The 23,227-nt window shown below is 47.1% G+C and carries 22 protein-coding genes; 20 read left to right on the top strand and 2 right to left on the bottom strand.

Features of this window, described 5'->3' with window-relative positions; all coding sequences use genetic code 11:
• Positions 1-10: 10 nt before the first annotated feature.
• The 11 genes from nifE to nifM all read left to right on the top strand — a co-directional run bounded on the left by nifE (position 11) and on the right by nifM (position 9,061).
• Positions 11-1,387: a nitrogenase iron-molybdenum cofactor biosynthesis protein NifE gene (gene nifE / locus ABUE30_RS04220; protein ID WP_408622412.1), complete on the top strand. Its 1,377-nt coding sequence runs from the start codon at positions 11-13 to the stop codon at positions 1,385-1,387.
• A complete protein-coding gene (nifN, locus tag ABUE30_RS04215; RefSeq protein WP_408622411.1) occupies positions 1,380-2,750 on the top strand; it encodes a nitrogenase iron-molybdenum cofactor biosynthesis protein NifN in 1,371 nt (456 codons plus the stop codon). Before nifE ends, nifN begins: the two co-directional genes overlap by 8 nt.
• Before the next feature lie 80 nt (positions 2,751-2,830).
• Complete coding sequence (locus ABUE30_RS04210) at positions 2,831-3,310, top strand: NifB/NifX family molybdenum-iron cluster-binding protein (protein ID WP_408622410.1); 480 nt, start codon at positions 2,831-2,833, stop codon at positions 3,308-3,310.
• A 24-nt stretch (positions 3,311-3,334) separates the two neighbouring features.
• On the top strand, positions 3,335-3,598 hold the full coding sequence (gene fdxB, locus ABUE30_RS04205) for a ferredoxin III, nif-specific (RefSeq protein ID WP_408622409.1): 264 nt from the start codon (positions 3,335-3,337) through the stop codon (positions 3,596-3,598).
• A 242-nt stretch (positions 3,599-3,840) separates the two neighbouring features.
• On the top strand, positions 3,841-4,191 hold the full coding sequence (locus ABUE30_RS04200) for a hypothetical protein (protein WP_408622408.1): 351 nt from the start codon (positions 3,841-3,843) through the stop codon (positions 4,189-4,191).
• Between the two features lies 1 nt (position 4,192).
• Positions 4,193-5,071 (top strand): Fe-S cluster assembly protein NifU, encoded by an 879-nt coding sequence (nifU, locus tag ABUE30_RS04195; RefSeq protein WP_408622407.1) that lies wholly within the window; start codon positions 4,193-4,195, stop codon positions 5,069-5,071.
• Between the two features lie 19 nt (positions 5,072-5,090).
• Positions 5,091-6,293: a cysteine desulfurase NifS gene (gene nifS / locus ABUE30_RS04190; RefSeq protein WP_408622406.1), complete on the top strand. Its 1,203-nt coding sequence runs from the start codon at positions 5,091-5,093 to the stop codon at positions 6,291-6,293.
• Positions 6,294-6,304: 11 nt separating this feature from the next.
• Complete coding sequence (gene nifV, locus ABUE30_RS04185; protein ID WP_408622404.1) at positions 6,305-7,453, top strand: homocitrate synthase; 1,149 nt, start codon at positions 6,305-6,307, stop codon at positions 7,451-7,453.
• Positions 7,440-7,766 carry a nitrogenase-stabilizing/protective protein NifW gene (locus tag ABUE30_RS04180; RefSeq protein WP_408622403.1) on the top strand — a complete coding sequence of 109 codons (327 nt, stop codon included), beginning with the start codon at positions 7,440-7,442 and terminating at the stop codon, positions 7,764-7,766. The genes nifV and ABUE30_RS04180 overlap by 14 nt, the downstream gene beginning before the upstream one ends.
• Complete coding sequence (locus ABUE30_RS04175; RefSeq protein WP_408622402.1) at positions 7,756-8,220, top strand: nitrogen fixation protein NifZ; 465 nt, start codon at positions 7,756-7,758, stop codon at positions 8,218-8,220. Before ABUE30_RS04180 ends, ABUE30_RS04175 begins: the two co-directional genes overlap by 11 nt.
• A complete protein-coding gene (nifM, locus tag ABUE30_RS04170; RefSeq protein ID WP_408622401.1) occupies positions 8,204-9,061 on the top strand; it encodes a nitrogen fixation protein NifM in 858 nt (285 codons plus the stop codon). The genes ABUE30_RS04175 and nifM overlap by 17 nt, the downstream gene beginning before the upstream one ends.
• Here the strand turns inward: nifM and ABUE30_RS04165 are convergent.
• Positions 9,058-10,158 (bottom strand): SO_0444 family Cu/Zn efflux transporter, encoded by a 1,101-nt coding sequence (locus ABUE30_RS04165; RefSeq protein ID WP_408622400.1) that lies wholly within the window; start codon positions 10,156-10,158, stop codon positions 9,058-9,060. The two genes, nifM and ABUE30_RS04165, sit on opposite strands and share 4 nt — an antisense overlap.
• Before the next feature lie 373 nt (positions 10,159-10,531).
• Between ABUE30_RS04165 and ABUE30_RS04160 the strand changes: the two genes are divergently transcribed.
• The 3 genes from ABUE30_RS04160 to mntR all read left to right on the top strand — a co-directional run bounded on the left by ABUE30_RS04160 (position 10,532) and on the right by mntR (position 13,456).
• Positions 10,532-11,443, top strand: coding sequence for a fructose bisphosphate aldolase (locus ABUE30_RS04160; RefSeq protein ID WP_408622539.1), 912 nt, complete (start codon positions 10,532-10,534; stop codon positions 11,441-11,443).
• 375 nt (positions 11,444-11,818) lie between these two features.
• Positions 11,819-13,012 (top strand): Nramp family divalent metal transporter, encoded by a 1,194-nt coding sequence (locus ABUE30_RS04155; RefSeq protein WP_408622538.1) that lies wholly within the window; start codon positions 11,819-11,821, stop codon positions 13,010-13,012.
• 30 nt (positions 13,013-13,042) lie between these two features.
• Complete coding sequence (mntR, locus tag ABUE30_RS04150) at positions 13,043-13,456, top strand: manganese-binding transcriptional regulator MntR (protein ID WP_408622399.1); 414 nt, start codon at positions 13,043-13,045, stop codon at positions 13,454-13,456.
• A gap of 67 nt (positions 13,457-13,523) precedes the next feature.
• Here mntR and mobB read toward each other — a convergent pair whose 3' ends face one another.
• Entirely contained in the window at positions 13,524-14,078 is a 555-nt protein-coding gene (gene mobB / locus ABUE30_RS04145) for a molybdopterin-guanine dinucleotide biosynthesis protein B (RefSeq protein WP_408622398.1), read from the bottom strand.
• A 58-nt stretch (positions 14,079-14,136) separates the two neighbouring features.
• Here mobB and tamA point away from each other — a divergent pair, with 58 nt between their 5' ends.
• The 6 genes from tamA (at position 14,137) to ABUE30_RS04115 (ending at position 23,211) form a co-directional block, all read left to right on the top strand.
• Complete coding sequence (tamA, locus tag ABUE30_RS04140) at positions 14,137-15,840, top strand: autotransporter assembly complex protein TamA (RefSeq protein WP_408622397.1); 1,704 nt, start codon at positions 14,137-14,139, stop codon at positions 15,838-15,840.
• The gene (gene tamB, locus ABUE30_RS04135) at positions 15,837-19,526 is read left to right on the top strand and encodes an autotransporter assembly complex protein TamB (protein WP_408622396.1); all 3,690 of its coding nucleotides are present in this window, start codon (positions 15,837-15,839) and stop codon (positions 19,524-19,526) included. The genes tamA and tamB overlap by 4 nt, the downstream gene beginning before the upstream one ends.
• 67 nt (positions 19,527-19,593) lie before the next feature.
• Positions 19,594-21,246, top strand: coding sequence for an FAD-dependent oxidoreductase (locus ABUE30_RS04130; RefSeq protein WP_408622395.1), 1,653 nt, complete (start codon positions 19,594-19,596; stop codon positions 21,244-21,246).
• Positions 21,246-21,650 (top strand): YeeE/YedE family protein, encoded by a 405-nt coding sequence (locus tag ABUE30_RS04125; RefSeq protein ID WP_408622394.1) that lies wholly within the window; start codon positions 21,246-21,248, stop codon positions 21,648-21,650. The genes ABUE30_RS04130 and ABUE30_RS04125 overlap by 1 nt, the downstream gene beginning before the upstream one ends.
• 9 nt (positions 21,651-21,659) lie before the next feature.
• The gene (locus ABUE30_RS04120; RefSeq protein WP_408622393.1) at positions 21,660-22,064 is read left to right on the top strand and encodes a DUF6691 family protein; all 405 of its coding nucleotides are present in this window, start codon (positions 21,660-21,662) and stop codon (positions 22,062-22,064) included.
• A gap of 238 nt (positions 22,065-22,302) precedes the next feature.
• Positions 22,303-23,211, top strand: coding sequence for a polysaccharide deacetylase family protein (locus ABUE30_RS04115; RefSeq protein ID WP_408622392.1), 909 nt, complete (start codon positions 22,303-22,305; stop codon positions 23,209-23,211).
• The last annotated feature ends 16 nt before the right edge of the window (positions 23,212-23,227 follow it).

Raw genomic sequence — 23,227 nt, 5'->3', positions numbered from 1 at the left:
AGGAGGTCAAATGAAGCATTCGATGCGGATCATGATGGATGAGCCTTTGTGCGAACATAACCATCAACAAAAGTCAGGCTGTCAACCCCCCAAACCGGGCGCCACTGCGGGTGGTTGTGCCTTTGATGGGGCTCAGATCGCCTTATTGCCGATTGCTGATGTGGCGCATTTAGTGCACGGGCCCATTGGTTGTGCGGGAAGCTCGTGGGATAACCGCGGCAGTTTATCCAGTATCCCTGGATTATTTCACTTGGGTATGACCACCGACTTAACCGAACAAGATGTTATTATGGGCCGTGGTGAAAGCAAACTGGTGGCCGCTGTTGGGTATATCCAACAACATTATCATCCTGCCGCAGTCTTCATTTACAACACTTGTGTCCCCGCAATGGAGGGCGATGACATCCAAGCGGCAGCACGTCTTGCTGAGCAGCGCTACCAGTTACCTGTGATCGTCGTGGATGCGGCTGGTTTTTATGGGAGTAAAAACTTAGGCAACCGAATCGCAGGTGAAGTCATGGTGGATAAGGTCATTGGCACCCGAGAACCTGATGCCCCGCCACCAGGCGTGCATGATATCAGCCTGATTGGTGAATTTAATATCGCTGGCGAATTCTGGTCGATTCAAAAACTGCTCGATGAACTGGGGATCCGAGTTTTAGCTTCACTCTCTGGTGATGCTCGATTTGGCGAAATTCAGACCATGCATCGTAGTGAATTGAATATGGTGGTGTGTTCACGCTCGATGATGAATGTGGCGCGCAAACTTGAAGATCGCTACCAAATTCCATGGTTTGAAGGCAGTTTTTATGGCATGCGAGCAACCAGTGAAGCGCTGCGCACTATTGTTCAGCATTTAGCTGACGATGATTTAACTGCACGCTGCGAGGCGTTGATCATACGTGAAGAGCAGCGCATCAGTGGCCAACTTGCCGAGTATCGTCAGCAATTAGCAGGGAAGCGCGTACTGCTCTATACCGGTGGTGTGAAATCATGGTCTGTGGTGTCCGCATTGCAAGATTTAGGGCTGGATGTGGTGGCAACGGGGACACGTAAATCAACCGAAGCGGACAAGGCGCGGATCCGTGAGCTGATGGGCGAAGATGCCCTGATGCTTGACGATCCTAATCCACGGCATCTCTTGGATATCTGTTATCACTACCGCGCCGATATGATGGTAGCTGGAGGACGTAACCGCTATACCGCATTAAAAGCAAGGCTCCCATTTTTGGATATCAATCAGGAGCGAGAACATGCCTATGCCGGTTATGACGGCATGCTTGAACTGGCTCATCAATTATGTCAAACCCTTCATAGCCCTATCTGGGCGCAGGTGCGCTCTCGGGCCAGTTGGCAACATTCACGGGGAGGTGTTCTGCATGGCTGACGTGATTCCAATTCGTAAACCATTGAGTATTTCGCCGCTAAAAACCAGCCAAGTCTTAGGGGCGACTATTGCTACTCTAGGGCTATCTGACAGTATGGCGTTGATGCATTCGGCGCAAGGTTGTAGCGCCTTTGCTAAAGCATTTTTTGTGCGTCACTATCAAGAACCCGTCGCGCTGCAATCCACTGCGATGGACCCTATTTCAACGATTATGGGTTCTGATGGTAATGTCAAAAAAGCATTGGATCATCTGGCCCAAAATTCGTCCTTGCGGGTCGTTGTGGTGATGAGTAATGGCTTAAGTGAGGCCCAAGGCACCGATTTAACCCGAGCGCTGCGTGAATTTCGAGACGAATACCCTCAGCATCATAAATTGACGGTATTGGTAGTGAATACCCCCGATTTTTATGGGTCGCTTGAAAGTGGATATTCGGCCGTGGTGGAAGCGGTGGTGCGTCACTATGTCAGTGATACTGCCAGTGAACCAAGGGTAAAAACGATTCGCAAAAAGCGTATTAATTTATTAGTGGGGCACGGCTGCACAGCGGCGGATATTGAAGCGTTGCAACGCTTGATTGAAGCGTTTGGGTTAAAAGCAACCATTTTACCCGATATCAGTGAGTCGCTAGATGGTCATTTAGCTGACCAAGATTATTCATCGGTGTCGATGGGCGGCACGCCGCTGCAAGAGCTGCCGCGATTAACTGAAAGTATTGCGACCATCGCAGTGGGATTTAGTGTGTATCGTGCTGGTAAGTATTTGGCGCAGCACAGTGAAGTGCCAAGCTTCTATTTCGATCACCTTGGTGATTTAGTGCAGTGTGATCGCTTTATTGAACTATTAATTGAGCTGAGCGATCATGCGGTGCCTGAGTATATCAATCGGGAACGACGGCAATTGCAAGATGCCTTGCTTGACTGTCATAGCGTGTTAAATGCTGTTCCTATCGCTTTAGCTGCTGAACCTGAATTACTGAGTTATTGGTTAGCTGTTGCACACATGGTGGGGTTACAAGAACAAGTGGTGATGGCGCCGTCGCGCTACAGTCAACTCGTTGAACTGCCTTGCGAGCAAGTACTGATTGGGGATTTTTCTGATCTTCACCAGCAACTGCTGGCAACGCCCGCGCAGTTACTAATTGCTAACTCTCATGCACAGAGGTTGGCCGAGCAGCTATCAATGTCGCTTATTTTGAGCGGTTTTCCTATTTTTGATCATTTTGGTGGGTTTCGTCAGCGCCGTCAGCTGTACGCGGGAGTTCGTGATACGTTGTTTGAATTAGCCAATCAGGTGCATTTGCAAATGGTGCACCGGCCAGTTTATCACAGTCCACTTAAGCAATCTGACGTCAATGATTGTTAGCGTGTTGATCCCACTTTGCGCGATGTTCCGAGCGAAAAAGCAGGCCTGTCGCATCATCTAAAAAGGTAGAGGGGGTTTCAATGGAAAATGTAAAAGTCCGCCGACAATTACAACTGGCTAATGGTGAGATCAGTCATCTTAAGGTGGCCTTCGCCAGCAGTGACCAACATCAAGTGAACCAACATTTTGCCAGTGCCTCGCGCTTTAGCATTTATAGCGTGGGACAAGGGGCACCGCAGTTGGTTGAGATTATTGAGATGAGTGAGCCCCCGTCAGGCCACCACCAAGATAATATTGAGATGCGCTTGAATTTACTCAAAGACTGTTTAGCCGTATATGTTGTGGCGGTGGGGGATGCGGTGGTGCGTTTACTCTGGGCCAAAGGGATAAGACCGGTGCGCGTGCTTGAAGGGAGTTCCATTTTGGCCTTGGTCACTGAGCTACACCGTGAACTGAATCGTAAAGATGCACCGCTTAAGCGCCAGATCCATCATCACACTGATGCTCTAAGTGATTGGGACGACGGATTCGATGAACAGTGGGATGACTCAATAGAGTGATTTGGACAAACAAGGAGAGATCGTATGACAAGTTCATTCACAGCAGATGGGCGGGATTGGCAGCCTCAATATATTCAATCAATTGACAGTGCACAGTGTATCGGTTGTGGTCGATGTTATAAAGTGTGTGGTCGCAATGTCTTTGAATTAATTGAGAATGATGATAGCGATGATGACGATTGGATAGATGACTCAGTGCGGATGGTGATGACGGTGACCGATGCGGGGGATTGCATTGGCTGCGGCGCTTGTGAGCGAGTCTGTCCGAAAGGATGCCATCAGCATTGATGGTGATGCATATCAACGTGTCCATGGGCTAATGATTAGCCCTTTTTTATGCCGGTTATGTTTCAAATCTCCATTGTGTTCGTTTTTATAGATCCTGCCGCGCTTTGTCGCATCCAACACAAAAATGACAACTTGTGTTATACCTGCCGAACAACAAACTTATAACCAACTGAATAATATGAATTTTATTTTGGTTTGTGATTTGCAATGATATGTCAGTCAGCATCCAGTAAGGAGCCATTGTGATTGTAGTGACAGAGCAAGCTCGACCCTATTTACAGCGATTACATCAGCGTTTTCCCGAACAGGGAATGCGACTTTTTGGGGCTGGCAACCGTTGCCAAGGATTACAGATCCAGGCCAAATTGCAGCACTGTGCCCAGCCTGATGATCGTCAAGAACAAGTGGGGGATTTACCGGTTTGGATTAGCGCATCATTGGCAACTCTGGCCGTTTCGTTAGAGATTGATGTTGAGACCCAGAGCCAAGTGATCAGCCTACTGTTTAATGCTCAATGGGCCCCATGTTCATGTGAACATGCAGCCTGTTATCCCCCCAAACTGGATGTTATCGAGAATCATCAAGGAGCTTGATATGTGGAAGTATTCCGAAAAAGTAAAAGATCATTTTTTTAATCCGCGTAATGCCAAAGTAGTTGAGCAGGCTAATGCGATTGGTGATGTCGGTTCACTTAGCTGTGGCGATGCGCTTCGACTGATGCTTAAAGTTGATCCGGATACCGATATTATTGAGGATGCGGGGTTTCAGACATTTGGCTGTGGTAGTGCGATTGCCTCCTCTTCTGCACTGACTGAGTTGATTATTGGTCGTAGCCTCGATGAAGCGGCACGTATTACCAATCAGGACATTGCTAACTATTTGGATGGTCTGCCAGCAGAAAAAATGCATTGTTCAGTGATGGGACAAGAAGCCTTACATGCCGCGATTGCTCAATATCGCGGCGAAACTATTGAAGCGCACGATGAAGAAGAAGGGGCACTGATCTGCCGCTGCTTTGCGGTGGATGAAGGGATGATTATGCGCGCGGTGAAAACCAATCATCTAACCACCCTTGAAGATGTGATCCATTATACCAAAGCAGGGGGAGCGTGTACCAGTTGCCATGAAAAAATAGAAATGCTGCTGGCTAAATTGGTTGATGAATCTGTTGCTACAGCGGCTTTACCTGTGACTACGGTGGCATCGCCAGCGATGAATGCCCATGATCAGCAAACGCTCGATTCGATATCAACCGTGATTGACTCATTACGCCCCTCGCTACAAGCCGATGGGGGAGATATAGAGCTGGTTGGCGTACATGACAACGAGGTGGCAGTCATGCTCTCGGGAAATTGTCAAGGATGCATGATGACGGATATGACCTTAGGTTGGCTGAGCCAACAACTAATGGAGCAATTGGGGCATTACTACCGATTAGTGAATGTATCGATCACCGCTCAAGCGAACGCTTAAGCGTCACAAGGAGAGAATTATGTCTGGAATATATCTTGATAACAACGCCACAACTCGCGTTGACCCTGTCGTATTCGATGCATTGGCACCATTTTTTTGTCAGCATTATGGCAACCCTTCGTCTATTCATCAATTTGGTGGTGAAGCTGAAAGTGCCATTGCGCTCGCGCGTGAGCAGGTGCAATCATTGATTGGTGCCGAATACGACAGTGAGGTGATATTCACTTCGTGTGGCAGTGAGTCAGATAATACGGCCATTTACTCGGCAGTGGCTGCACAACCAGCTCGCCGTGAGATCATTACCACGGTGGTAGAGCATCCGGCCATCCTGTCTGCTTGTGAATATCTTGCGCGCGAGCAAGGTTATCGAGTGCACTATTTAGAGGTCGACAGCAAAGGACGTCTGGCGATGGATGAGTATCAGCAGTTGCTCAGTGACAAGGTGGCACTGGTCAGTGTGATGTGGGCCAATAATGAAACAGGGACGGTGTTTCCGGTTGAAAAAATGGCGCAACTGGCGAAATCGCATGGCATTTTATTTCACACTGATGCCGTACAAGCGCTAGGTAAAATACCCATTAATCTAAAAGACAGTGCCATTGATATGTTATCGATGTCCGGACATAAAATTCATGCGCCCAAAGGTGTCGGTGCGCTTTACTTGCGCCGCGGTTGTCGCTATCGGCCGTGGCTGCGAGGTGGGCACCAAGAGCGGGGTCGGCGCGCTGGTACAGAAAATACCACGGGGATTGTCGGGCTGGGTAAAGCGGCTGAACTCGCTGAGATCCATCTGCCAATGTTGACTGAAGAAACCGCACGCTTGCGGGATAAATTGCAGCAAGGGTTGACCGAGCAAATCTCACATTGTTTAGTGACCGGCGATGTTGAGCATCGCACTCCGAATACACTAAATATTGCCTTTGAATATGTTGAAGGCGAAGCTATTTTGTTGATGCTTAATCAATATGGAATTGCTGCTTCAAGTGGTAGTGCTTGTACCTCTGGCTCATTAGAGCCATCTCATGTGATGCGGGCGATGGGTATTCCGCAAACGGCTGCACATGGCAGTGTCCGTTTTGCCCTGTCACGTTATACCCGAGAAAAAGAGATTGATCGCGTGATCGAAGTTCTGCCGGGCATTATCGAACGACTGCGAGCTATTTCGCCCTATTGGCAGCAACAACAAAGCGCCAAGAGTGCATTTATTCCATCATTCGGCTAAACGAGGTGTTTATGGATAACCCAGTGATAATCAATGACACCACCTTGCGAGATGGCGAGCAGGCCCCCGGGGTGGCTTTTAGTCGCCGTGAAAAACTGCAAATCGCTACTCAATTAGTCGCACTCGGTGTGGAACAGTTAGAAGTGGGTGTGGCGGCGATGGGGGCGAGTGCGCAGCAAGATATTCGGTTTATTCGTGAGCAATGTCCGAAAGTGAGCATGATGGTATGGTGCCGCATGCTTGCTGAGGATATCCAAGTGGCAGCATCACTGGGGGTTGATTGGGTTGACATTTCTATCCCAGCATCTGCGCAGCAGCGGCACTTTAAATTGCACTTGAGCTATTTACAGTTACAACAACAATTGGCAGCGCGGATCAGCCAGGCCATTAAGTTGGGGCTCAATGTCTGCGTGGGACTAGAAGATGGTTCTCGGGCCGATATCCATGAGGTATTAGCGCTGGCCGGAATTGCTGAGCGAGCGGGGGCGAAGCGACTGCGTTTTGCCGATACGGTGGGTGTATTAGATCCTTTTACTACCCAGCAGTGGATTCGGACTATAAAAGAACACACAACGTTGGTTATTGAGATGCATGCCCATAATGATATGGGTATGGCAACGGCCAATACTTGGGCTGCGATTAAAGCGGGGGCAGGGAGTGTGAATACCACGGTATTAGGTGTCGGTGAACGAGCTGGCAATGCCCCTCTTGAAGAAATCCTCATGGTATTACATCAATCAGGGCAGTTGCCTGAGCATTATCAGCTTACCCAAATTCTGGAGTTATGCCACTTGGTCAGTGCTGCGGCAAATCGCCCTATTGCACAAGATAAAGCATTAGTTGGTGAGAGTGTATTCACTCATGAGTCGGGGATCCATGTTGCTGCCATGTTGCAAGATCCTCATAACTATCAAGGGATTGATCCGGCGCTATTGGGTCGTCAGCATCAATTGGTTATTGGTAAACACTCGGGACGACATGCTTTGCAATGGGCCTATGCGAAATTAGGCATTGAATTGGATGAGGCACAATCATTGGCGTTATTAGAGCAAATCAGGTTGGTAGCTGAACGAGCCAAGCGGGTTGTTAATGAAAATGAATTATTGATGCTTTATGCACAGCTCACCGGACTCAGTGGAGGTTTAAATGCAGTGGTTTAAGCAGATACCCGGGGTTACGTCATTGGCGAGTGCTCGGGATTTCTTAGATTTTTTTGCGGTGGCGTATCAGTCCGAATTATTAGCGGGGCGCGAACTGCATATATTGAAAGATTTTCACATTGCGCTGTCACAAATGAGTGAGCCGGCTGCTGGTGCGCCAGCTTACCAACTTGCAGCGCAACTATTGGGTCAGGCATATCAGCGGCAAACGCAACCCGCGCTGGGTGAACATTCGCCCCTTGCTGTCTATCAGCGGCTGCGGCCTAGCCGAGTTGTTTTAAGTTCTTTGTGGGAGAGTGATAATGAGCAATGAATCTGAGCGAGCTAAGTTTGCGATTGATGCGGCGGTTCGGGTGGTGCGACGGATTTATAATGATGGTAGTTTTGCGGGCGCGACCCGAGGCGATCTATTAGTGGCGAAAGGGAGTATTGGCCAAGTTCTTGAAGTGGGATTATTTTTGCAAACGCAACTGATCTATAGCGTTTTCTTTGCCGATTATGGCTACGCGGTTGGGGTGCGCGAAAGTGAATTAATCGCTGCCGATGACCCGTGGCAGCCGAGTTTATTTGAGTTTCGCCAAAAAGTGCGGGTGAAGTGCGCGCTGAGCGTGCAGGGTGAGCTGCGAGTGGGGCAAGGGACGCATGGTCAGATCCTAAAAGTAGATCGTTCATCGACGCCGGTGCACTATCACGTTAATTTTGGAAATGATAAGCTTTATAGTATTGCCGAAACGCTGCTAGAGACAGTTGATGAATTACCAAACTAATACCATTCAAGCTAAAATACGCTACCCCCTTTTGCGCTGCGCGATTGAAGATTATCATTGTTTGCCGCAGGATTTGTCGTCCAAACAACAGCAACAGCTACTCGCTCATTTGACCAAAGCACAATGGATTGAAGGCTATGTCGCTCGTCAAAGTGCTCATCCGGTTACATCTGAAGAGCTATTGATGGCTGAACAAACCTTGATTGCACAGTTTCCCTCAATGAATGACTATCATCAGGCCCGCGATTGGCTAGAACTTGATGATGAGCTATTGCAACAGAGTTTAACCCAAGCTTTAAAAGCGGATCGGGTGTTGGCCCATGTGCGCGAACAAGTTGAGCCTCCGGTTGAAAGTGAACTGATGGAATTTTATCAACAGCACCCTGAGCAATTTGTACAGCCAGAACAGCGCGTTTTGCGGCATATTTTACGCACTATTAATGATGATTTAGCGGAAAATACCCTTGAACAAGTATGGCCATGGATGTATACACTGGCCGCGCAGTTACGCGCCGATCCAACGCAGTTTGCCGATGCGGCAATGCGCCACTCAGAGTGCCCTTCTGCGTTACAAGGTGGGGTGTTGGGCCGGGTACAGAAAGGGCAGTTGTATCCTGAATTAGAAGCGGTTGCATTTGAGCTAACCGATAACCAAGTGAGTGACCCGGTCGAATCGCCAATGGGCGTGCATTTGCTCTGGTGTGAAAGCCATCAAGATGCGCAGCAGTTGTCCTTTGCGGCTATCCAAAGCGCGCTTTATGGGCAGATGTTGACCGCTCGGCAAAAACAAGCCGAGCGAGCGTATATGGCTAAAGTGATCGGGGCGAAGCTCCCTTCTTAATGATGATGCCCATCATGGCTATGACGATGATGGGCAGACAACAAACTGCGAACTTTTCGACACAGATCAACGAGTACGACAATCGCTAGGAATATTGCTGCAGTTGCGGCAAGCCAACTGGGCATCAAGTTGTGACTGCTGGAAAGTTCGTTTTGGATATTGATCTGCCATAGATCAACTAACCAGTTGGTCAGATAACCAAACCCTATTGCTACACCGATAACGCCAACTAAATAACTTATCAATGTTTGCCAGCCCATTTCTTTGTGTACCATGCCTAATGTGGCGACATTCGTTGCTGGACCTGCTAGCAAAAAGACTAAAATGGCTCCAGGAGAGACCCCCGCGAGCATTAAGCCTGCCGCTAATGGCGTAGACGCTGATGCACAGATATACATGGGAACGCCAATCAGCGCCATGATAATCATCGCCCATGGACCACGGCTGATATCAGCGAGTGCATCATAAGGCACTTTGGTGACAACAATCGCTGATATCAATAATCCGACCAATAACCACACTGACAGATCCTCAAGTAATTCGCTAAAAGCGTAGCGTTGCCCCTGCCATAAGCGTTTGATAAGGCCTTGGTTTGTGGATGTGGCCGACTCTGTACCATGGTCATGGCAACAGCAACTCGATTGTGCATGACAAGGTGTTTTTGTTGGTGTGGTTGCTTGGCTATGATTAGATTCGAGTAAGACGAGTGCAGCGCTTACAATGGCAGAACAAACCGCGGCGATAGGACGAATAATCGCCATAAACGGACCTAACAGCGCGTAAGAGATTGCAATAGAGTCAACACCTGTTTCTGGGGTTGAGATTAAAAAGGCGGTTGTGGCACTTTTTGAAGCTCCAGCACGGCGAAGCCCAATGGCTGCGGGAATGACTCCGCACGAACAAAGGGGCAATGGCATCCCTAATAAGGCCGCTTTGATAGCTGGCCATAAGCCATCACCGCGAAGGTGCTGCGCGAGTTTATCACTATGCAATAATGTCTGCAGTAGACCCGCTACGATCAATCCGAGCACCAGCCAAGCAGCGGCATCTAACCACAAATTGACAAATGCTTGGCCAATTGAATAAAGCGTTTGCATGATGATTCCTCCTGACATGAATTTTGTTCCGTTTGTTACTGCGATTGTTAATTGTAAATCTTAAAGTGCACTACAAGGTCAAGGGGGAATTGCGAATCATTCTTAATTTATCGGTCGTGTAATCGCTTAATGAGATGAATTGGCAAGCTGGGCCAACATGGTATAGTGGTGATTGATGTATATTGAATTCGCAACAAAAGACAGGATATAAAAACGGGGTTGATCTGTATTTTTATCACCGATATATGCGTCATTTTACAAATATATCTTTAGTAAGTGTGATGCTTCGATTTTATTGAATGACATTCAACCTTCAATATACCTTACTCGTTCTCTAACATACGGAGACAACATCATGACTGTTCTACATCCCATTGATTCACAAAAGCTTGACCAAGCAACCCATGGACAGGGATTCATCGCAGCACTTGACCAATCTGGAGGCTCTACCCCTAAAGCGCTTAAGGGATACGGCATTGACGAGTCCGTATACACTCAGGATGGTGTTCACGATAAAGCCAAAATGTTTGAACTAGTGCACGCGATGCGCACTCGTGTTATTACCTCAAAAGAGTTTGATACATCGAAGATCATGGGGGCAATTTTATTTGAAGACACCATGGATCGCAGCATCGATGGCTTAGGAAGCGCTGAATATTTGTGGCAGCGCAAGCATATTGTGCCATTTTTAAAATGTGATAAAGGGTTAGCTGAACCAGAAAGTGGCGTGCGGTTAATGAAGCCGATTGCTGATTTAGATGCAACGCTTGAACGAGCCGTTTCCCATGGCGTATTTGGCACCAAGATGCGTTCGGTGATCGATAGTTACGATCCTGCGGGTATTCGAGCCATTGTTGATCAGCAATTTGATATAGCGATGCAAATCGCGCGGCATGGTTTGGTCCCGATTTTAGAACCCGAATGTACCATCACTGCGCCGGATAGAGACCACTCAGAAAAACTTTTGGCCGAAGAATTTAAACGGCATCTGGCGCAACTGGATCCAGCCGTAAGGATCATGGTTAAAGTGTCAATTCCAATTGATCCTCATTGTTATGATGGGTTGCGTGATGATTCGCATGTGGTGCGTGTTGTCGCTCTGTCGGGGGGATATTCACGCGATGAAGCCAATGAAAAATTGACATCTTGTCCAGGTCTAATTGCTTCGTTTAGCCGTGCGTTGTTGCAAGATCTTCGGGCTCAGCAAGATGATATTGAGTTTGATGGTTTGCTGAAAGCCGCGATTGACTCGATCTATCAAGCATCAATACATAAAACCTGTTAAGCATCATTTTCACCTTAGCTCCTCGCTTGCTGTGAGGAGCAACATCTATCCATAGGTTCTACTTATTACACTATTCGGAAATTTCCAATGATCCCATTCAGCCTGTTAATGCTCTAATAGTTATTTATATTAATTATTTTAAATCAATAAGTTATTAAATAATTTAATATGAGTTGAACGTGCATAAAGACTGATTTTAGCTCTGCGCTTTTTTTAATCATTCGGCACCCCATTGAATTAGATTAACTTTAGTATATATTGTTAACCATGGTTAACTTTGTTGGATTATTCATCATGCTGCGGTCAATATCAGATTCATCAATACAACTTCTGGCTCATAAAACACTTTCTGGCAAAGGCGGGCGTACCGGCTGGATGGCGCTCTTTGGACCAGCGCTGATTGCTGCTGTAGCGTATGTTGATCCAGGAAATTTTGCGACCAATATCGAAGCGGGATCACGCTATGGTTATGTGCTGCTTTGGGTTGTCTTACTGGCAAATATTATGGCGATGTTGATCCAAACATTTTCAGCACGGCTTGGGCTTGCAACTGGGAAAAATTTGGCAGAGGTTATCCGCGAACGCTATCCGAGACCGCTGGTGTGGGTTTACTGGATTCAAGCCGAAGTTGTGGCGATTGCGACCGACTTGGCTGAATTTTTAGGTGCAGCGCTAGCCTTTAACTTATTATTTGGTTTATCCATGATGCAAGGCGCTCTCCTCACTGGGATTGTGACTTATGCCGCATTGCAACTACAACGATATGGTTTTAGGGTGATGGAGATCATTATCGGGGCTATGATTATGGCGATTGCAGGAGGCTTTTTTACCGAATTATTTTTAAGCCAACCCGACACTGGAGCCATGTTGCACGGATTATTGGTGCCACAATTTCCTGATAATTACGCGGTGTATCTGGCAACCGGGATATTGGGCGCGACGATTATGCCGCATGTCATCTACTTGCACTCGGCATTGTCGCAACATCGGGTTAAAGCCAAAGATGATAGCGATCGTCACAAATTGATGCGGTTTTATCGCTTGGATGTCATTGTTGGGATGGCATTAGCAGGGCTAGTGAATATTGCCCTATTGGCATTGGCAGCAGCAACATTTCATCGTCATGGGTATGAGGGGGTGGTAACCATTAGTGAAAGTTACAAATTGTTAGCGCCGCTGTTAGGCGGTAATGCAGCCAGTTATATCTTTGGTTTTGCACTGCTATTAGCCGGTTTATCTTCATCAATTGTCGGAACGATGTCAGGGCAGGTGTTAATGCAGGGCTTTGTGAAATTTACGATCCCCATTAGCGTTCGTCGTTTGGTGACCATGGTGCCAGCCATTGCGGTCATTTTCATGGGGATCTCAGAACAAAAAGCATTGGTGGGTAGCCAAGTGGTATTAAGTTTTGGTATTCCCTTTGCGCTGATCCCACTGCTGACGTTTACCGCGGATAAAGGTTTAATGGGTAATTTAGTGAACAAACGTTGGTTGACGGTCATTGGCGGTGCAATTTGCAGTTTAATTATAATCCTGAATGTCTATGTGCTATTTTATACCCTTGCTTAATAAATATAATAATCAAATAGGTAAATTGTTGTGTCACAACACCAACACTTTCAACGAGTTAAAGAAGATCATCAGCGTGAACTAGTCGAGGATTATGTTGAAGAGATAGCTCATATGCATGCTCATATGGGCGAGGCGCGAGCCAGTGATCTGGCGCTGCGTTTTGGCGTTAGCCCCGCGGCCGTATCTAAAGTGATTACTCGCCTTAAACGCGATGGATTGGTGGAGGCCCGCCCTTACCGAGGAATCTTTCTCACTGAATTTGGCCAGCAAATGGCGCTAAAAGTCTCTCAGCGCCATGGTGTGGTGTTGCAAACTTTACTGACTTTAGGTGTCCCAGAAGATACTGCTCTCAGTGATGCCGAAGGTATTGAACATCATTGCAGTGAAGCAACTGTTGCGGCAATGCAGCGTTTTTTAGATAAGATGAGCTCCTCGTTATAGTCACCCATTAATTGTTTCATCTGCCATTATTTCGCGCCAATTAATAGGCTCTATTGATTGTGCTCTGTCAGTCACCGTGATCATGGGTCAATGTATCGCCAAAACAGTAATTGATGAGCAACTGGGCAATTTTATCCGGAGCATTCAATGGCCAAACCGGACAGGTTACCTGCTCCATCGGTTGATTGCAGGCCAGGGCAAAAATATCAGGATCATCGAGACACAATAGCGGTTTGCCTAGTTCGGGGCGATGCACTTCTAACTTTGCTATGTTGCTGTGGCGATAGCCTTCTACGATGACTAAATCTAGACTTTTCCAGTCTAATAAGCGCAGCTGGCTATTGATATCATCATGCTGTGTTTGTGCATGAAACAAGATGGCTTGATTGGGACAACTCAGCAACAGTTGGCTGGCGCCGCTATGTGTTAAGCGGTAACTATCTTTACCAGGTTGATCTAATTCAACCTGATGATGACTATGTTTAATGACTGCTACATTAAAGCCTTGCGAGGTCAACTGATCCAACAGTTTACACAAAAGAGTGGTTTTCCCTGAGCCGCTGAATCCAGCTAATGCAATCACGGGTTTGGGCCAATCTGTATGGCGATGTTCTTCTATCATCAACTCAAAAACTCTGTAACAATATGATTATGAATGTTCATTATATCAGGAATTTCAGTTGCGCAGAGTAGCGTTGCTTGTTTGGTTGGTATCGGCACCGCTTTGGGCCGGTGTGCGATATAATGTTGACGGTGGCAACAAAGCACAGCGGACAAATGTTGAAGCCTTTTTACAAAGTCAAACGCTTAGCATAAACGATAGTCTTGAGCTTATCCGCCGCCGCAGCGAGGAACAAGCCAATAAGGCGCTTGAGGCCCTAGGCTATTTTACCAGCGAGAATCAGGTCCAAGTCCAGCGAGATGATCAAGATCTTTCAGTTCGGGTGCATTTAAATCCGGGCAAAGCTGTGGTGATCCATCGATTAAATTGGCAGGTAAACGGCGCGATTAAATCTGATTCTGATTTTGCGGCTCTTCGCACTAAATACCCCCTTCAAATCGGTGGCGTATTTAATAGCGAAGATTATGAGCAGCTTAAATCAGCTATTGATAACTACGCCAGCAGCCATGGATATTTCGACGGGCATTTTATTAAAAGTCGCGTTAATGTCACATTGGCCAAGCACCAAGCAGATATCATTTTGCAGTATGATAGTGGTGAGCGCTACCGCTTTGGTCGGCTTGATTTTGTACAAGCTAATATGGCGATACCGCTGGTGCGAGATCTTGCAAAATTTAAAAGTGGACAACCTTACACCGCGCAAAAAGTCGCAGATTTTAGTCAATCTTTAAATCAAACGGGTTACTTCCGCTCGGTACTAGTGACTCCAGAGTTGGAACAACGCCATAATGGGCAGATTGATATCAAAGTGTCATTGGAGCGCAAACCGGCGAATATTTTTGGGGTCGGATTAGGCTATTCGACCGACCAAGGGGTGAAAGGCAAATTAAAATGGAACCACCCGTGGGTGAACCGTTATGGTCATCAATTTAACGCCTCCATTGAAGCCTCTAAACTTGAACAAACCATTGAAACGGAATATCGCATCCCTATTGGCAATCCAATTAGTGATTTTGTCGCACTGCAAACGGGCTACAACCGTCAGGTGGATAATGACACTGATAGCCGGACGCACCTCATTACGCTATTGCGGCAATGGGATTGGAGCTCCATCTGGACACCACAAATCTTTTTTAAAACACTCTATGAAGATTACCGACAAGGTAGTCAAAACGCGTCGACTTTATTGTTTATGCCCGGTTTCAGTGTGAGTCGATTGCGCTCGCTCGGTCCACAAGCTGACCCATATTGGGGAGATTCGCAGCAATTGACTGCACAGGTCTCCAGTCCATTGTGGTTCTCTGATGTGGCGTTAACCAAGATCAAAGCGACGACTAAATGGCTACGCAGTTATCATCGCAATCGATTGATTGTTCGAGCCACCGGTGGGGTGATTATCGTCAATAATATTGATGACGTCCCTGCTTCAATGCGTTTTTTCGCCGGCGGCGATCAAAGTATTCGTGGTTATGGTTATAAGACTATTTCACCCAAAGACAGCGCGGGCAAATTGGTTGGTGGGAAGTATCTGCTGACGGGCAGTGTTGAATATGATTATCAGTTTGCGCAAAAGTGGCGAGTTGCCTTGTTTTACGATACAGGAACGGCAGCGAATGATTTTAGTCAGCCTTTGTATGCTGGCACTGGGGTCGGTATTCGTTGGCTTACCCCAATAGGGCCAGTACGTATTGATTTGGCCAAACCATTAGTTGATGGTAGCGATAGTTGGCGAATTCACTTTTCGTTAGGGCCTGATTTATGAAGCAGTTATGGCGAATTTTACGAGTTTTACTCCCAATATTAGCGGTACTTATCACACTACTTCTGGTTGTTTTAGCAAGTCCGCAAGCCAACCGCGCGTTGTTGCGTTATGCCAGCGAGTATGTTCCGGGTTTAACCATTGGCAACATCAATGGCTCGCTACTTAGCGGGTTAAGCCTTAGTTCAGTCGATTATAAAACGGCTGATATGCACGTGGCGGCACGTGACTTGACTGTTGATATGAGCTGGTCATGTTTGCTACGCAGCCAAATTTGTATGCGTCAGATAGCGGTGAAACGCTTGGATGTGCAATGGCATCCAATTGCATCATCTAAGTCACAATCGTCGCATTCATCAAGCGCAGCTTGGCTGCCACCATGGCCGATTTTCTTGCAAGGTGTTGACCTTCAGCAGGTACATTTAATGATTGCCGACGAACGGTTGGCCTGGCGCCAATTAAAGTTGCAGGCGCAGTGGCATCGCGATCAGATCCAAGTGCAGCGCTTCGTCATGGATCATTGGTCATATCAAACTGCATCGACTTCTTCTGCTGAGAAAAAAGTACCGATGAATGTTTCTGTTTCCAATGCGCCGGCTTCATCGACATCGATTCATTTAACCCAATCGTTAACTACTGCATTGGTAAAGTTGAATATTCCCTATCGCATCGATATTCGCAAACTTGTTGCAACAGCGGGGACTCTTGACTTGGCAACACCTTTGAAAGTAGCTAATTTTCAATTGACTGGCCAAGTTTCGCCTGAGCAGTTAAATGTGGTCGCGCTCAAGTTAGACACCGATCAAGGGCAAGTTGATGGTGCTCTGACCCTTGGACTTAAGGCGCCGTTTCATAGCCAATTTCATCTTAACGTTCAGCGTCAGAAGCTTGGCAAGCTTCAGCTTAGCGGGCAAGGGCCCGCAACGGCTTTGAAAATAAACGCGGCTTATCAAGGTGATGGAGATGCTCAGTTAAAAGGGCAATTGAACTGGCATAATCCAACATTGCCGTTTCAATTAGAGCTGCACGCACAAAGCCAAGCTGCTCGGCTAGCCCCTGTTCAACAAATAAGTGGCGCATTGCAACTGCAAGGTTCTCTTCTCGGTTATCAAGGACAACTCAGTGCTAAGTTGCAAGCCAAGCAACAACAGCTGAATGTACAAGGGCAATTTGTGGGTGATCAAAGTCAATTGCAGCATTTTCAACTGCAACTAACTAGCCCTACCGGGCAGCTAAATGCCAATGGGATGTTCAGCTGGCAATCGACATTAGCGCTGCAAACGACCATTAATGCGCAGAAATTGGACTTGTCCACTTGGGTGGGGTTATCACTGCCACAAATTAATGGCAAGCTGACCGCCACACTTGCGCAATCTCTCTGGAGTATCTCAGGGTCTGATTTGCATGGACAATGGCAAAATCAGCCATGGAAGCTTCAATTGAAGGCTCACGGCCAAAATCGCCAAGTAGACCGCATTAATGTGCAAGCCCAGCTAGGTCAAAATCAGCTTGATGTTAGTGGCTCGATCACTCAGTCGTTGCAGTTAAAAGCCTCTTTGGCGTTTAATCAGTTAAAACAACTACCGTGGTTTTCAGCGGGGACGCTCCATGGTGAGCTAAGCCTGAGTGGGAGCACTGAGCAACCACAACTGAGTTGGCAGTTGGCGGCGCAAAAATTACATTTGCAAGAGCAGCCGATAATGATGGGATCTTTGCAAAGTCAAGGTGAGATGCTGCTTAGTTCAGCGCTACGTGGCCATTTTAATCTCACGATACAGGACGGACGTTATGGCGCGCAGTCGCCTGTTAATCTAAGTGCCGATTATCGGGGAAATGAGCAGCAGCAATTGCATTTAAAAGCCGAGCAAGCAAAACGCAATATGCAAGTCACGCTGATAGGACAAGGCAGCTTGAAGCATTGGAGCGGCCAGCTGCAACAGCTATCCATTGATAGTGAGCTAGGGCGATTGACTCAAGCACATCCAACAACCTTGAGCATTGAGCAAACCCATCTGACCTTGGCACCAATCTGTTTGCGCGATTCCCAGCAAGGGAAATTGTGTTTGACCGAACCAACCCTTATTAGCCCTGCCCAAGGGCAATTGACAGGAAAGCTGGATGGTTTTGCGCTGCAGCCACTCATTAGTTTGTGGTTCCAATCAGTGCGCTGGCAAGCGACGCTTAACGGAAAATTTAATGTCCATTGGCAAGTGGGGCAGCGCCCACAAGGTCGTCTTGCACTGCAAGTGTCTCCTGGGAGTGTGGTGATTACAAACAGTAATCAGCAATCTCAGCAATATCACTACCAAACCTTGCGCCTTAATGCACAGGCAAGAGCTGGCGATGCGCAGTTCGAGTTGCTCAGTCAAAGTAAGCAGCTGGGTGATTTAACTGCGCAGCTGCAAGCTGATTTACAACATGGTGCGCCGTATCCATTACAAGGACAACTGCGTGTTAAGCAATTACAACTGGCACCCTATGCGCCGCTTGTTAAATCATTGACCCTGTTACAGGGAAGTATTGATGGACAGCTTCGTATTGCCGGTGTTAGCCGTCATCCAACGATTAATGGTGAATTAAAACTGCGTCATGGCGCATTAGAAGGGCCGCAATTGCCATTGCCCGTCGCTGATCTCAATAGTGATATTCAGATCCAAGGGCAATCAGCAAAACTGACTGGGCAATTTCAAAGTGCGGGGCATCTTGCTTCATGGCAAGGGCGCATTGGTTGGGCAGGTGGAGCGCTAAGCGCCGATGTTAAGCTTAGCGGTGATAAGTTGCCCGTGCACTATCCACCAGCTGACCTAGAGGTTTCTCCGCAGTTACGTGTGCGCTTTAATCAAATGCAATTAAGCATCGATGGCACAGTAAAAGTTGATAAAGGGCAGATTAAAGTGGCCAAATTGCCGACATCTGCCACGTCGTTATCAACCGATGTTCATATCGTTGACCAACCCAAAACTGCACCCGTAGGGCAAGCACTAGCGATAAATGTCGATCTTAATCTCGGTAATGCCTTGTATCTCAATGCATTTGGTCTAACCAGTCAATTGACAGGGAAACTGAATGTCAATCAACGTCCAGGTCAAACGATGCAAACCACTGGGCAGATTAATCTTCAAGACGGACAATTTATCGCCTATGGCCAATATTTACAGATCCAATCAGGATCACTGACTTTTTCTGGCGAAACAGCTACTCCAATCATTAACATCAAAGCTATCCGCGATCCGAGTCAAACGACTGACAATGTAACGGTCGGTGTCACGGCAGTGGGAACACCTAAACACCTTACCGTGAAATTATTTTCTAACCCGCTAATGGCGCAAAGCGAACAGCTTTCCTATTTACTGCGTGGCCATGGGATCAGTAGTCAAGGGGATAGTTCGGTTCTTACATCACTGCTGCTTAGCACCGGGTTGAATCAAACCGGTGAACTGGTGACGAAGTTAGGAAACACAATTGGGATTAAACAGCTGAGCTTATCGACCAGTGGTAGTGGTGACAATGCGCAGGTCCAAGTAAGTGGTTACCTATTCCCTGGTGTGCAAGTGAAATATGGACGAGGTATGTTTGCTGCTAGTAATGAATTAACTTTGCGTTACCAATTAATCCCTAAATTTTATTTGGAAGTCGTCAGCGGCCTAGATAACGCATTAGATCTATACTATGAATTCAATCTACAATAGTATTTTAATTTAGACTTTTCTAATATAAAATCATTAAATTAGTTTTATCTAAATTAACAGAGGCATTATGAAACGAGTAGTGATCATTGGCGGTGTTGCTGGGGGCGCTTCAGCGGCGGCTCGGCTAAGACGAATGGATGAATCAGTTGAAATTGTGTTGCTTGAGCGAGGTCCCTATATTTCGTTTGCCAACTGCGGGCTTCCTTACCATATCAGCGGTGAGATAAGTGCTCGCGAAGACTTATTGGTCCAAACACCAGAGCGATTTTCAAAACGATTTAACGTGGATGTGCGTATTCACCATGAAGCGATAGAGATTGATCCCAAAGAACACAGAGTTGTAGTGAAGGCTGATGGGCAAGTTTATTCATTAAACTATGATAAGTTACTGTTAAGCCCCGGAGCTAGTGCCATTAAACCCAATCTACCGGGAATGGATGATGCGAGAGTGTTATTGTTACGTTCATTGCCTGATATGGATCAGATTATTGCGCAATTACAACATGTCACCAAAGATCGACCCATTGCGGTTCTAGGGGCTGGATTTATTGGTTTAGAGATTACTGAGGCGCTGCATCAGTTGGGCTATTGCGTCATGCTTATTGAAGCTGGTGCACAAGTGATGGCGAGTATTGATCCTGAAATGGCCTCACCGCTACATCGAACCTTGCGCCAGCACGGCATTGATTTACGTTTAAATAGCGCGCTTAAAGCGGTGCGACCACAAACTGAGGAGTTAGTGTTGGAGTTATCCTCTGGCGAGTCAGTGGATGTGTCGATGCTGATTTGCGCCGTGGGTGTTCGAGCTGAAAATCAGCTTGCCCAACAAGCTGGGTTAGTATTAGGTCAAGGTCATTCGATTCAAGTTAATCAGCATTTGCAAACCAGCGATCCAGATATTTATGCTGTGGGAGATGCGATAGAAGTCATCGATTGGGTGACCGGTCAACCGGCCTCAATACCACTGGCTGGGCCGGCTAATCGTCAAGGCCGTATTGCTGCGGATAATATGGCTGGACGTGAGTGTGAATATCGGGGAACACAAGGCAGTTCGATTTGCCGAGTTTTTGATTTGGCGGTTGCTAGCACCGGCGCTAGTGAAAAACGACTCAAAGCTCAGCAGATAGCTTATCGTAAACTTTATACCCACAGCAGCCAACATGCTGGTTATTATCCTGGGGCGCAGCCGATTCATCTTAAATTATTGTTCTCTCCTGACAATGGCCGCTTACTTGGGGGGCAAGCCGTGGGCAAAGACGGTGTGGATAAACGCATCGATGTGCTTGCTCTTGCACTACAAGCACAGATGAGTGTTTATGATCTCGAAGAACTTGAATTGTGTTATGCCCCACCTTACGGTAGTGCGAAAGATCCGCTGAATCAGGCTGGATTTGTCGCTGTGAACTGGCTTGAAGGAAATGATGAACTGATTTATCCAGAGCAGGTTGCTGATTATCAAGGACAAATTTTAGATATTCGTAATGAGGCTGAATTGCAAAATGGCATGCTACCTAACGCATTGCATATTCCGCTCGATGAACTGCGAACACGGATGAATGAATTGAACCCAACATTACCCATCATGGTTTATTGCCAAGTGGGGCTGCGCGGACACGTGGCGGCTCGGATGTTGTGTCAGTCTGGCTGGAAAGTCGTTAATTTGACCGGTGGATATCGAACTTATTGTGATTGGCAACAAAGCCAACAGGGAGAGCTCTAATGCACTATGCATGGTGGATGGCTTTGATTGGAGGGGCGTGCATCGGTCTCGCGTCGCTGCTGCTGCTGGTGGTTAACGGTAAAATTGCCGGTATCAGTGGGATCGTCTCAGCACTGCTCTCTGGTGGGAGCCAACCTAAACTGTGGCAGTCAGCATTTGTAGTGGGATTGCTCATGGCACCTTGGATCGTAGCCCCTTTGGGGGTGTACCTGCCTAGTTTTAGCCAAATTAATCCTTATCTGGCATTAATTGCGGGCTTGTTAGTTGGGTTTGGCACGCGTCTAGGGAATGGCTGCACCAGTGGCCATGGAATTTGTGGGGTAGGACGGTTATCGCCTCGCTCATTAGTCGCAACAGTTACCTTTATGGTTGTGGCGATGATTACTGCATCATTGTTGCATTAGGAGTTATCGATGGTTATTGCGTGGTTGGTCGGATTGCTGTTTGGTGCAGGTCTTGTGATCTCACAAATGGTTGATCCGCAGCGGGTCATTGGCTTTTTACATGTGACCCATGATTGGGACCCTACTTTATTGTTTGTGATGGGTGGGGCTTTAGTGGTTTTCAGTACCGGTTATTGGGTATTGGTGCGGCGGATGAAAAAACCACTTTTAGCGCTTCATTTTGAGCTTCCTACTCGGCGTGATTTCGACTGGCAACTCATTGTCGGTGCGGCACTATTTGGTGTTGGTTGGGGATTAGTTGGTATTTGTCCAGGGCCCGCGATCACCAGTATTTCCAGTGCTGCGACGCCATTACTCCTATTTGTGATTGCGATGCTCTCTGGCATGTGGCTGGCCAATCAAGTACGCCGCTAGGTCTTACGTGAATTTGCTGACTCAATTTGATCCAATAAAATTGGAATGATCATTGTTCGTTGTTGCCTGATGCGTGTATTTTAATAGGGAATTTTAAGAGCGCATTAACGGGTGCTATGTCTTCGTCTTTCAATGGTGTGAGCCAATTGAAAGTTTAGATGGTAGCAATGATGCAAGGAATATCTGATAAGAGGTGGTATATGTTGCTGCCTCTCAGATTGCAATGAATGAGAGTATTATGAAGCAATCTAGTCAAACGATCGTAGGGCTTCGGGTGGATGTCGATACTTATCGCGGCGCTCGCGATGGGGTACCGCGATTACTCAAGTTATTTGATGAGTATCAGATCCATGCTTCATTTTTCTTTTCGGTTGGCCCCGATAACAATGGTCGTCAGTTCTGGCGGCTATGGCATCCAGCTTATTTTAAACGTTTTATTCGCACTTCTTTTGCTGGCGTACATTATCACTTTAATGGTGCGTTATGGCGAGGGCCGGTGATTGGTCGACGCGTTGCCGATATTATTCAATGCGCCGATAAAGCAGGCCATGAAGTGGGCTTGCATGCGTGGGATCATCACAAATGGATGAGCAAAACCGAGCAAATGTCGCCCTTGGAATTGCGTGTTGAACTGGAAAAAGGTTACCAGCTATTAAGCCAAGTCCTCGGACGAGATGTTGAATGCAGTGCAGCTGCTGGATGGCGTTGTAGTGAACCAACGTTGACGGAAAAAGAAGCGTTTCCATTTCGTTATAACAGTGATTGCCGGGGAAAATTTATCTTCGTGCCGGCTCAGGGTATGGCACCGCAGATCCCAGTGACGCTTCCAACCTACGAAGAATTGATTGGTCGACACGGCATAACACGCAAAAACTATAATCAACATATTCTTGAGCAGATTAAAACCAATCAGCTCAACGTCTATAATATTCATGCGGAAGTGGAGGGCAGCGCGCAGTTTGGGTTATTTAAGCAGTGGCTGCAGCTTGCAACAGAACAGCAATTCATCATTGTTCCTTTGGGAGCTCTGCTAGATAAAGATTATATTCAGTGGCCCAAAGATGGCATCGTCAATGTTGATTTAAGTGGCGATGATGAGTGGCAAAGTCATCAAGCATCGGTGATTCAGCAATCCGTTGATGATTAAGACGGACTGCTGAATG

The organism is Celerinatantimonas yamalensis (assembly GCF_046054155.1).
Lineage (GTDB): Bacteria > Pseudomonadota > Gammaproteobacteria > Enterobacterales > Celerinatantimonadaceae > Celerinatantimonas > Celerinatantimonas yamalensis.
This window is presented reverse-complemented; position numbering and strand designations above follow the sequence as displayed.